The sequence below is a fragment of the Pseudomonas sp. GW821-FHT02A08 genome, from assembly GCF_059422045.1.
Window position 1 is genome coordinate 33,205 of sequence record NZ_JBWKWD010000047.1, and the last position, 12,500, is coordinate 45,704.

The 12,500-nt window shown below is 59.4% G+C and carries 8 protein-coding genes; 6 read left to right on the forward strand and 2 right to left on the reverse strand.

The window, feature by feature from the left end; translation table 11 throughout:
* Positions 1-110: 110 nt before the first annotated feature.
* Positions 111-1,775 carry an energy-dependent translational throttle protein EttA gene (gene ettA / locus AC07W4_RS24915; protein WP_008052045.1) on the reverse strand — a complete coding sequence of 555 codons (1,665 nt, stop codon included), beginning with the start codon at positions 1,773-1,775 and terminating at the stop codon, positions 111-113.
* Positions 1,776-2,064: 289 nt separating this feature from the next.
* Between ettA and AC07W4_RS24920 the strand changes: the two genes are divergently transcribed.
* From AC07W4_RS24920 to AC07W4_RS24945, 6 genes are all read left to right on the forward strand, one after another.
* Positions 2,065-5,913 (forward strand): sensor domain-containing protein, encoded by a 3,849-nt coding sequence (locus tag AC07W4_RS24920; protein ID WP_495034353.1) that lies wholly within the window; start codon positions 2,065-2,067, stop codon positions 5,911-5,913.
* Between the two features lie 219 nt (positions 5,914-6,132).
* Entirely contained in the window at positions 6,133-7,386 is a 1,254-nt protein-coding gene (glyA, locus tag AC07W4_RS24925; RefSeq protein ID WP_007970889.1) for a serine hydroxymethyltransferase, read from the forward strand.
* Between the two features lie 246 nt (positions 7,387-7,632).
* Entirely contained in the window at positions 7,633-8,190 is a 558-nt protein-coding gene (locus AC07W4_RS24930; protein WP_495034354.1) for a hypothetical protein, read from the forward strand.
* Positions 8,191-8,506: 316 nt separating this feature from the next.
* A complete protein-coding gene (locus AC07W4_RS24935; protein WP_495034355.1) occupies positions 8,507-9,820 on the forward strand; it encodes a C4-dicarboxylate transporter DctA in 1,314 nt (437 codons plus the stop codon).
* Positions 9,821-9,889: 69 nt separating this feature from the next.
* Entirely contained in the window at positions 9,890-10,594 is a 705-nt protein-coding gene (locus AC07W4_RS24940; protein ID WP_008052039.1) for a FadR/GntR family transcriptional regulator, read from the forward strand.
* Positions 10,595-10,619: 25 nt separating this feature from the next.
* Complete coding sequence (locus AC07W4_RS24945) at positions 10,620-11,294, forward strand: GntR family transcriptional regulator (RefSeq protein ID WP_008052038.1); 675 nt, start codon at positions 10,620-10,622, stop codon at positions 11,292-11,294.
* 123 nt (positions 11,295-11,417) lie between these two features.
* Here the strand turns inward: AC07W4_RS24945 and yjiA are convergent, their stop codons facing one another.
* A complete protein-coding gene (gene yjiA / locus AC07W4_RS24950; protein WP_495034356.1) occupies positions 11,418-12,389 on the reverse strand; it encodes a GTPase in 972 nt (323 codons plus the stop codon).
* Positions 12,390-12,500: the final 111 nt, after the last annotated feature.

A 12,500-nucleotide genomic window follows, 5' to 3' on the forward strand; every position in this document is an offset into this window, starting at 1 on the left:
AACCCTGTGGGAGCGGGCTTGCTCGCGAAGGCCACTGCTCGGTCTCACTGAAAAAACGCGCAAAAAAAACGGAGCCCGAAGGCTCCGCTCTTTATGCAACCAACCCGAAATCAGGCCAGTTTCTTGTGGCGTACACGGTGCGGCTGGGCAGCGGCTTCGCCGAGGCGCTTTCTACGGTCGGCTTCGTATTCGGTGTAGTTGCCTTCGAAGAACACCGCTTGCGAGTCGTCTTCGTACGCCAGGATGTGAGTCGCGACGCGGTCAAGGAACCACCGGTCGTGGGAGATCACAATGGCGGCGCCCGGGAAGTCCAGCAGGGCTTCTTCCAGGGAACGCAGGGTTTCGACGTCGAGGTCGTTGGACGGTTCGTCGAGCAGCAGGACGTTGCCGCCCTCCTTCAGGGTCAGGGCCAGGTGCAAGCGACCGCGCTCACCACCGGACAGGTCCTTGACGAACTTCTGCTGATCGCCGCCCTTGAAGTTGAAGCGACCGACGTAGGTACGCGACGGGATCTCGTAGTTGCCGATGCGGATCTGGTCGGAACCGTCGGAAATCTGCTGGAACACGGTCTTGCTGCCGTCCAGGTCTTCACGGCTCTGGTCGACGCAAGCCAGCTGCACGGTTTCACCGACTTCGATGCTGCCCGAGTCCGGCGTTTCCTTGCCCATCAGCATGCGGAACAGGGTCGATTTACCGGCACCGTTACCGCCGATCACGCCGACGATGGCGCCTTTAGGCATGGAGAACGACAGGTTGTCGATCAGCACGCGGTCGCCATAGCCCTTGGTGACGTTCTTGAATTCGATGACCTTGTCGCCCAGGCGCGGACCGGCCGGGATGTAGATCTCGTTGGTTTCGCTGCGTTTCTGGAATTCCTGCGACTGCATTTCTTCGAAGCGTTGCAGACGAGCCTTGGATTTCGACTGGCGGGCCTTGGCGCCTTTGCGCACCCACTCCAGTTCTTCCTTCATGGCTTTTTCGTGGGCCGACTGCTGCTTGGATTCGGCAGCCAGACGATCGGACTTGGCTTCCAGCCAACCCGAATAGTTGCCCTCGTAAGGAATGCCCGCGCCGCGGTCGAGTTCCAGGATCCAGCCAGCAACGTTGTCCAGGAAGTAACGGTCGTGCGTGATCGCGACCACGGTGCCCGGGAAGTCGTGCAGGAAGTGCTCAAGCCACGCAACGGAGTCGGCGTCCAGGTGGTTGGTCGGTTCGTCGAGCAGCAGCATGTCCGGTGCGGACAGCAGCAGGCGGCACAGGGCCACACGACGCTTTTCACCACCGGACAGAACTTCGACCCTGGCATCCCAGGCCGGCAGACGCAGCGCATCGGCGGCGACTTCCAGTTGACGCTCCAGGTTGTGGCCGTCGCTGGCTTGCAGGATGGCTTCGAGCTTGGCCTGTTCAGCCGCCAGTTTGTCGAAGTCGGCATCCGGATCGGCGTAGGCCGCGTAGACCTCGTCCAGGCGCGCCTGGGCGTCCTTGATCACGCTGACCGCTTCCTCGACCACTTCACGCACGGTCTTGGTCGGATCCAGTTGTGGCTCTTGCGGCAGATAGCCGATGTTCAGCTCCGGCATCGGACGGGCTTCGCCCTCAAACTCGGTGTCGACGCCGGCCATGATTTTCAGCAGCGTGGACTTACCCGAACCATTGAGGCCGAGTACGCCGATCTTGGCGCCGGGGAAGAACGACAGAGAAATGTTTTTCAGGATTTCCCGCTTCGGCGGAACAACTTTGCCCAGCCGATGCATGGTGAATACGTATTGAGCCATGGAGAACCTAGGGTCAGTGACTGATGAATGATTGGTGCGCAGGCGGATGCCCGGCCAGACCGTGCGCGTCGCTCGCTTGAGGCTATCAATACGTGCGCGCTGAAAAAGTCTGAGTCTAGGAGCTGGAACGCTCCCGCGTAACCGGCAAAGCTACCTGATTGACCAGTGGCAGTCCAGCCGACGGACAGGGGCTGGCACTTCGCCACAACTCAAGGCATGCTAGCCGCCCTTCGGGCGTCCGGCTTATAGTGCACGTCGCGCCAGTCCAGCCAAACCGCAGGATTACAGCTTGTCCATTGTCCCTCCGCCTCTGACTTCCAGTGCGCCGGCCACAGCGCCCGGCTCCCCCCTGCGCGGAACGTTGAAGGGCACCTTGGCGACACTCGTATTATTGCTGCTGGCCCTGCTGTTCTGGCAGTTGCTCGACCAGTTGCGTGAAACCCAGAAGAACCAGCGCCAGTACACCATCGACTACACCGCCGATCTGGCCGCACAGGTCAGCCTGAACATGGCGCTCAACGCGCAGATCGCCCTCAACCTGTTGCCGATCGTCGAGCAACCCCAGGGCGCCGATGAATTGCAGGCCCTGTTGCGCAAGCTGCAACAGTCGCTGCCAGACCTGCGCAGCCTGGCGTTGCTCAGCCCCTCGGGAAGAGTCATCAGTGACAGCGCTCCCGACAGCGATGACAGCGACTACCTGGGTGAACTGGTACGCCGCAGCCACGCCCAGGCGCACTACTTCAGCAACGCCACCGACGGTTCCGTGGTGCATTTATTGTTGCATCAGGCCAGCGGCAGTTCCCGAGGCTATTGGGTCCTGCGCCTGACCCCCACCTTCTTTTCGTCCCTGACCAAACAAAGCGAGGCCGACGGCCGCCCGCTGTGGCTGGTGGAAAACCGCATCAATCATCAGATCATCAGCCGCGACGAAGCGCTGCCCTCGATCAATCCTGGCACGCTGACCGAAGACGATGTCGCCAACAGCGTGCTGACCGTCCCGCTGAGCAGCAGCGATTGGCAACTGCGCGGCTTGTTCGACCGTCAGCGCGTGCTGGAAGAGCTGTTGCCGGCGTTCATCGGCAAATGCCTGCTGGGCCTGGCGTTTTCCATGCTGCCGTTCCTCGCTTTGCTGAACACGCGCCGGCGTCAGCGCCAGTTGAATGAAGGCCGCCGGCGCTACCAGGACATTTTCGAAGGCACCGGCGTGGCCTTGTGCGTCCTCGACATGTCCGGGCTCAAGGTCTTTTTCGACAAGGCGCAACTGCAGGGCAGTGAGCAACTGCAAGCGTGGCTGGCGATCCCGGAGCAACGCCGGCCATTGCTCAAGGAGCTGCGGATCACCGAGGTCAACCAGGTTGCACTGCAACTGCTGAATGTCGATAGCGCCGACAAAGCCTGGAAACTGCTGATCGACGGCAAACCACAGGACGGCACCGCCATCGGCGACCAGGTGCTCGAAGCAATGCTCAACCAGCAGCAACAGCTCGAGCTGGAAATCAAGCTGCAGGACGCCAGCGGTCGCGACCAGCACCTGTGGCTGGTGCTGCGCCTGCCGCAAACTCCGGACGACTATAAAGCAGTGATCCTGAGCATCACTGACATCACCAGCCGCAAGCTCATCGAGTTGTCGCTGCAGGAGCGCGAAGGGTTCTGGTCGGACGTGGTGCGCACCGTGCCGGATCACCTGTATGTGCAGGATGTGATCAGCCAGCGCATGATCTACAGCAACCATCACCTGGGCCAGACCCTGGGTTACAACCGCACCGAACTGCACCAGATGGGCGAATACTTCTGGGAAATCCTCCTTCATCCCGAGGACGCCGACTACTACCATCGCTCCCGCCAGATCCAGCGCCAGGCCGGTTATCGCCAGTTGATGCAGTGCCAGTTGCGCTTCCGCCATCGGGACGGCCAGTGGCGACGCTTCGAGATTCGCGAGCAGGCACTGGCCCGGGACAAGAACGACCAGGTCACGCGGATCATCGGCGTGGCCAAGGACATCACCGACCAGATCGAAGCCAGCGAATCCCTGCGCGACAGTGAGCAGCGCTACCGGATGCTCGCCGAAAGCATCAGCGACGTGATCTTCTCCACCGACAGCCGCCTTACCCTCAATTACGTCAGCCCTTCGGTGCAAGCGGTGCTGGGTTACGACGCCGAGTGGATTTTCCAGAACGGCTGGCAATCGACCATCGCCAACCCGCAACAACTGACCGGCATCTACCACCTGATGGACCGGGTCAGCAAAGCGCTGGATCAACCGGACCAACTGGCGCTGTTGCGCAGCCAGGTACAAACCCAACTGTTCCTGTTCGATTGCCTGCGGGCCGACGGGCGCAAGATCCCGATCGAACTGCGTCTGGTGTTGGTCTGGGACGAACACGGCACGTTCGAAGGCGTGCTTGGCGTCGGCCGCGACATCAGCCAGCAACGCCGGGCCGAAAAAGACCTGCGCATGGCCGCTACGGTATTCGAACACTCGACCTCGGCGATCCTGATCACCGACCCGGCCGGCTACATCGTCCAGGCCAACGAAGCTTTCAGTCGTGTCAGTGGTTACGCCGTGGAGCAGGTCCTCGACCAGCTGCCGAACATGCTGACCGTCGACGACCAGCAGGAAGCCCATCTGCGTTACGTGCTCAAGCAATTGGGCCAGCACAGCACCTGGGAGGGCGAAGTCTGGCTCAAGCGCCGTAATGACGAGCATTACCCCGCCTGGGTCGGGATCACCGCCGTACTCGACGACGAAGGCGACTTGGCCAGCTATGTGTGTTTCTTCAGCGACATCAGCGAGCGCAAGGCCAGCGAGCAGCGGATTCACCGCCTCGCCTACTACGACGCCCTGACCCACCTGCCCAACCGTTCGCTGTTCCAGGATCGCCTGCACACGGCACTGCAATCGGCTGAACGGCAGAAGTCGTGGGTGGTGCTGATGTTCCTCGACCTCGACCGTTTCAAGCCGATCAACGACTCCCTGGGCCACGCCGCCGGCGACCGCATGCTCAAGGAAATGGCCACGCGCCTGCTCGGTTGCGTCGACGATGACGACACGGTGGCACGCATGGGCGGTGACGAATTCACCTTGCTCCTGCAACCGCGAGCCAACCGTGAAATCGCCCTGAACCGGGCGATCCATGTGGCCGAACAGATTCTCGCCAGCCTGGTGAAACCCTTCGTGCTCGAAGGCCGCGAGTTCTTCGTCACGGCCAGTATCGGCATCGCCCTGAGTCCGCAGGACGGCAACGAACTCAGCCAGTTGATGAAGAATGCCGACACCGCGATGTACCACGCCAAGGAGCGTGGCAAGAACAACTTCCAGTTCTATCAGGCGGACATGAACGCCAGTGCGCTGGAACGCCTGGAGCTGGAAAGCGACTTGCGCCATGCCCTGGAACAGAACGAATTCGTGCTGTATTACCAGCCGCAGTTCAGCGGCGACGGCAAGCGCCTGACCGGTGCCGAGGCGCTATTGCGCTGGCGTCATCCACGCCGCGGGCTGGTGCCGCCGGGGGATTTCATTCCGGTGCTCGAAGAGCTCGGGCTGGTGGTGGATGTCGGCGACTGGGTGATCAGCGAAGCCTGCCGTCAGCTCAAGGCCTGGCATCAGGCCAGGGTACGGGTGCCGAAGGTGTCGGTGAACATCTCGGCGCGGCAGTTCTCCGACGGCCAGCTCGGTACGCGAATCGCTACCATCCTCAAGGAAACCGGCCTGCCGCCGGCGTGCCTGGAACTGGAGCTGACCGAAAGTATCCTGATGCGCGAAGTCAGCGAGGCGATGCAGATTCTCGCCGGACTGAAAAACCTCGGCCTGAGCATTGCGGTCGACGATTTCGGTACCGGTTATTCATCGCTCAACTACCTCAAGCAGTTCCCGATCGACGTTCTGAAGATCGACCGCACCTTCGTCGATGGCCTGCCCAGCGGTGAGCAGGACGCACAAATTGCCCGGGCAATCATTGCCATGGCCCACAGCCTGAACCTGGCGGTGATCGCCGAGGGCGTGGAAACCCAAGAGCAGTTGGACTTCCTGAGGGAGCATGGCTGTGACGAGGTCCAGGGTTATCTGTTCGGTCGGCCGATGCCGGCGGGGCGGTTTGAAGGGCAGTTCAGCAATGATGCGCTGTTCATGTTTGACTGAAGCCTTGCAGTGATGCGGGCGGCCCCTTCGCGGGCAAGCCCACACATTTGGAATGCGTTCCCCTGTGGGAGCGGGCTTGCCCGCGAAGGAGCCCGCCCAGGCACCGCATACCCGCTCATGAAGCCCACTTGTCTGCGACATGATGCCGTTTCATATGCCATCTAAAACCCATTGGGTTAGAATGCCCCCCTTTTCCGCCCCCGATCCTTGAGGACCGCCATGTTCAGCCGTGATTTGACTATTGCCAAGTACGACGCCGATCTCTTTGCCGCCATGGAGCAAGAAGCTCAGCGCCAGGAAGAGCACATTGAGCTGATCGCTTCGGAAAACTACACCAGCCCTGCTGTGATGGAAGCCCAAGGCTCGGTACTGACCAACAAGTACGCCGAAGGCTACCCGGGCAAGCGCTACTACGGTGGTTGCGAGTACGTAGACATCGTCGAGCAGCTGGCTATCGACCGCGCCAAAGAGTTGTTCGGCGCCGACTACGCCAACGTTCAGCCGCACGCCGGTTCGCAAGCCAACAGCGCCGTTTACCTGGCCCTGCTGTCGGCCGGCGACACCATCCTGGGCATGAGCCTGGCCCACGGCGGTCACCTGACCCACGGTGCCAGCGTTTCGTCTTCGGGCAAGCTGTACAACGCCATCCAGTACGGCATCGACGCCAACGGCCTGATCGACTACGACGAAGTCGAGCGCCTGGCCGTTGAGCACAAGCCGAAAATGATCGTGGCCGGTTTCTCTGCCTACTCGCAGATCCTCGACTTCCCGCGCTTCCGTGCAATCGCCGACAAAGTAGGTGCCTACCTGTTCGTCGACATGGCCCACGTGGCCGGCCTGGTTGCCGCCGGCGTCTACCCGAACCCGGTTCCATTCGCTGACGTCGTGACCACCACCACCCACAAGACCCTGCGTGGTCCACGTGGCGGCCTGATCCTGGCTCGCGCCAACGCCGACATCGAGAAGAAGCTGAACTCCGCCGTATTCCCGGGTGCCCAAGGCGGCCCGCTGGAGCACGTGATCGCGGCCAAGGCGATTTGCTTCAAGGAAGCGCTGCAGCCTGAGTTCAAGGCTTACCAGCAACAAGTGGTGAAGAACGCCCAGGCCATGGCCAGCGTGTTCATCGAGCGCGGTTTCGACGTGGTTTCCGGTGGCACTCAGAACCACCTGTTCCTGCTGTCGCTGATCAAGCAGGAAATCTCCGGTAAAGACGCCGATGCCGCCCTGGGCAAAGCGTTCATCACCGTAAACAAGAACTCCGTGCCAAACGATCCACGCTCCCCGTTCGTCACCTCCGGCCTGCGCTTCGGCACCCCGGCTGTGACCACTCGTGGCTTCAAGGAAGCAGAGTGCAAGGAACTGGCCGGCTGGATCTGCGACATCCTGGCTGACCTGAACAACGAAGCGGTGATCGATGCCGTTCGTGAGAAGGTCAAGGCCATCTGCAAGAAGCTGCCGGTGTACGGCGCTTAATCAGCACTGCTAAACCGCAGTAATGAAAACCGGCCAGAGATGGCCGGTTTTTTATTGCCTGGAGTTTAATTAGCGACTCATACCAGCAAGACAACCAACCAACAGCGCAACAACACCCAGGCAAAAAATTACACCCTGCCACTTGCAAACTTAAACCCTTGCAACACACACGACACCCTCAACTAACAAAAACTGCTTATTCTAAAACCCGTTTCAATCATCAACCAATAACGAATGGGTTACATCATGAATGGCAATATTGAAAAATCTTTCATCGCAATACTGCGAATGTTTGACCATAAAGTTAATGTTCTTGAACTGCTCCACGGCAAACCGGCGATGGCCACCATCAGCCTGTTCAGCGGAGGCTTTTACACCGGCAAACCGCAGTCTCAGGACCACTCCCACCTGCTCGGAATACGCCCAAACGAGCAGATCGGTGCAGTGAAAAGCTTGAAACTGCACTTTCTGCATACCGCTGACGGCTACATACTTACAATAAAAAACAAGGGTGATTATTATAATCGAGTCATCAGCGAGAACTGGCTTAATACTTTTGAAGCCATGAATTCAGACACTGACGAAGCGACAGCCTTTACACTTCTCAATCATCAAGATGCAGCGGTCACACTGGATAATTTACCGGCGACTCACTCACCAATCTCGCTAAAAATCGAAGACAAACATTACATGGGTGGACTTAAAGTAAAAGGCTCACCCTATGTTTATCTTGGAAAAACTGAAGAGCGCTCAAAAATTACTTTCATCCTGACCATCCTTGAAAGAAAAGCACCTCGAACCTGACTTTACCCACCATAACGTTTGAACAAACACCATCAAAAGCAGCTTACATAATGTCGCCCGCAGGCTGCCTCCCGGGGCAGCCTCACCCATATTCTCAAAAAATCGGCATCCGATTTTTCCCACACCGCTCAAGACCGGGTATTTCGCTCAACTGGTAAGACCGGTCATGCCAATTTTGTAAATTTCGCTTGCGACCCGCCAAAATCAGCGCCTAAACTGCAGCCGCACTGGACATACCGGTAAGACCACAATAATTAAGTCCTGAATCTGATGTGCCCCGCACACGGCAGCCAGGACACCGACCAGGATTCCTCCCATGCTCAGATGGTGCTCGCGTTCAATCTTCCTCCAAGTGGTTCTCGGACTGGTGCTCGGCATCGTCTGCGGGCTGACCCTTCCCGAATACTCCGCTCAGCTCAAACCGCTCGGTGACGGTTTTATCAAGCTGATCAAAATGCTCATTGGCTTGATTGTGTTTTGCGTAGTGGTCAGCGGCATCAGCGGTGCCGGCGACCTGAAGAAGGTCGGCCGTATCGGCCTCAAATCAGTGATCTACTTTGAAATCCTGACCACCATCGCCCTGGTGATCGGTCTGGTGTTCGCCTTCAGCACCGGCATCGGCAGCGGCGCGAACATTCACCTGGAGCAGCTTTCCGCAGCCGACATGGGCGATATTGCCCAGCGCAGCCAGCACATGCACACCACCACACAGTTCCTGATGGACCTGATTCCGACGTCGGTGATCGGTGCCTTTGCCGATAACAATATCCTGCAAGTCCTGTTGTTCTCCGTGCTGTTCGGCAGTGCGCTGAATCTGGTGGGCGAGGCGGCATCGGGTATTTCGCGGCTGATCAATGAACTCAGCCACGTGATCTTCCGCATCATGGGCATGATCGTGCGCCTGGCGCCGATCGGTGTATTCGGTGCGATCGCCTTCACCACCAGCAAATATGGCCTGGACTCGCTGCAACACCTGGGCAGCCTGGTCGGCCTGTTCTACCTGACCTGCGTTGCCTTTGTAGCTCTGATTCTCGGTCTGGTGATGCGCCTCTCCGGCCTGAAGATGTGGCCGTTGCTCAAATACCTGCGAGAAGAACTGCTGATTGTCATGGGCACCGCTTCGTCCGACGCCGTGCTGCCGCAAATCATGCGCAAGCTTGAGCATCTGGGCATCGGCAGTTCGACGGTCGGGCTGGTGATTCCAACAGGTTACTCGTTCAACCTCGACGGTTTCTCGATCTATCTGACCCTGGCCATCGTGTTCATCGCCAATGCCACCGGCACGCCGCTGGCAATGACCGACCTGCTGACGATTCTGTTGGTATCGTTGATCACCTCCAAGGGGGCCCACGGTATTCCGGGCTCGGCGCTGGTGATTCTGGCGGCCACCCTGACAGCCATCCCGGCCATTCCGGTAGTGGGTCTGGTGCTGGTGCTGGCCGTGGACTGGTTCATGGGCATCGGCCGGGCGCTGACCAACCTGATCGGCAACTGTGTGGCGACCGTCGCCATCGCGCGGTGGGAAAAGGACATCGATGTGCAGCGGGCGAACAAGGTACTTTCGGGCCAGGCAGGTTATACCTTCCAGTCGAGAAAACCGGTCGCACCGGCGCATCAGCAGGAATTCTGAATCAACGGTGTGCCCGCCTCGTCCTGGCCGGCACACCTTCACCCCTTTTGGATGCTCATGGAGCGAACAGTGATTACCTCGTCGACCGTTGTAACTTCAGTCGTGGAAAAACTTCGGGCCGCTTTGGCCCGTGGTCAGTGGCGCTCCGGCGAAATGCTGCCGGGGCAACGCGAGCTGGCCGAACAGCTGGGTATCAGCCGCCCAAGCCTGCGTGAGGCGGTCATCGTCCTGGAAACCCTTGGTCTGGTGCGTTCGATGCCGGGCAAAGGCGTCGTCGTGCTCGAGGCCAGTCTCAGCGATGGCCAGTCCCACGACAGCGCGGTGGCCGCAGCGAGCCTGGAAGACGTGCTGCAACTGCGCTACACCCTGGAGCCATTCATCGTCGGTCTCGTGGCGCAGTCCATCAGCAGCAAGGAAGTCGGGCAACTGCGCCTGACCCTGATGGACATGCGCGAAGCCCTGGAGGCCAATGACAGTGAAGCCGGCGTAAGCGCCTATATCGCGTTCCACGAAGAGCTGTTCACGCTGACGTCGAACCCGATCTTCCAGAGCGTGGTCCAGCAAACCAGCAATGCCCTCAAGCAAAGCGCCGAAGTGTTGCGCAACTCCCCGGAGCATCTGGCCGAACGCCTTGAAGAAAACGAAGCCGTGGTGCGGGCGATCCGCAGCAAGAACAGCGCCCAGGCCAGCGTCGAAATGCGTCGGCACATTTTGCGCGAAGGCCAACGCATAGGCATCGAACTGAACATTCCGGAAGACAACCTCGGCAGTTGAAACCTCTTCGAACTGGAGATTGGCCATGAACAGCTACGCTTCGCCACAAACGCTCGCTACCCTGCCCGTCCGCCCGTCGGTGGATGATCTGTATTCGCGGGTCCTGGACGCCATTTTCGAACAGCGCATCCATTCGGCCAGTCGCTTTACCGAAGAAAGCCTGGCGCAGATGTTCGGGGCAAGGCGCAGCGACATCCGTGATGTGCTGACGCGGCTGTCCCATCAGCAGATCATCATCCTTCGCGTCAATCATCGTCCCCGCGTCGCCGAACTTGATGTCGAGCAGACCCGGCAAACGCTGCATGCCCGGCGTCTGGCCGAGATCATGCTGGTGCGGCTGGCCTGTCAACGTCCATGCGCACAAGACTTGAAGCGCCTGCGGACACTGGTCGACAACGAGCGTCAATGCACCGAACGTGGCCGGGCGATTCGTTTGTCGGGAGAGTTTCACCTGCAGTTGGCACAAATGGCGGGGAATGCACCGTTGGCGCATTTTCTTGAGAGCCTGGTACCGCTGACTTCATTGGCGATTGCGCAGTTTGATCTGCAGCAGAAGGATTATTGTGTGGAGCACATGGCGATTCTGGATGCGCTGGAGCGAGGCGATGCCGCGACGGCGCAAGTCGCGCTCAACCGGCATCTGGATTACCTGGAACAGACACTGCTCAATACAACCCGTGAACATTGTGTTGCCGGCTAGATTGCATCGCGGGCAAGCCCGCTCCCACAGTGTTCGAGGATGAGCACAGACATTGTGTTCAACCAGAAACCTGTGGGAGCCGGGCTTGCCCGCGATGGCGTCCTCAAAGACGCCATAAAAACCTCAGACCGCCGCCACCCGCGCAAACCCCTCGCGAATCTTTTCTTCCGGCAAGTCATCGGCAATGAACACGATCACGCTTTCGCGCACGTCGTCTTCCGCCCACTCGGTATCCCAGTCGAAACCATAAAGCTTGAGCACCCCCTGAAACACCATGCGACGGGATTCGCCGAGGATGTTCAACACGCCTTTGTAGCGCAGCAACTGCTTGCCATGCTCCTCCAGCAACTCGTTCATGAACTCGCTGAGCTTGTCGATATCCAGCGGTTTTTCCGTGCGCAGCACCAGGCTGGAAATACGGTCGATGGACGGAACCTGGCTGACCGGGCGCAAAGTCACGCCGCCGCCGAGATCGGCATTGAGGTTGAAGCCGCGCACATCGAGCAACTCGGCCAGGTCGATCTTGCCGTGGTCAACCACACGAATCGGCGCACGCCGGTTGATGCGGGTCAGACGCTCGTTCAGCGCAGTGAAGGTCGCCTCGTCCACCAGATCACGCTTGCTCACCAGCAAGCGGTCGGCGAATCCGACCTGCGCCTGGGCGATGGTCTGGGCCAGGTGCAAGTCGGCATGTGCCGCGTCGACCAGCGTGATGATGCCGTCGAGGATATAGCGCTCACGCAGCTCTTCGTCGATGAAAAAGGTTTGTGCCACCGGTGCCGGATCGGCCAGGCCGGTGCATTCGATCACCAGGCGGTCGAAGGCGATGTCGCCCCGGTCCAGACGCTCGAGCAACAGATAAAGCGCTTTGGTCAGGTCCGTGTGGATGGTGCAGCAGACGCAGCCGTTGGACAGTGTCATTACTTGTACCGGCTCATCGCCCAACAGCTGGGTATCGATACCGGCATTGCTGAATTCGTTCTCGATCACGGCGATTTTCAGGCCGTGCTCGGCCTTGAGCAGGTGACGCAACAGGGTGGTCTTGCCGGCGCCGAGGAAGCCGCTGAGGATCGTGACCGGGATGGGAGAGGACAAACTGGATCTCCTTTTTCACACAGTGAAAAAACAACACAAAACAAATGTGGGAGCGGGCTTGCTCGCGAAAGCGGTGTGTCATTCGACATTCATGTCGACTGACACGACCCC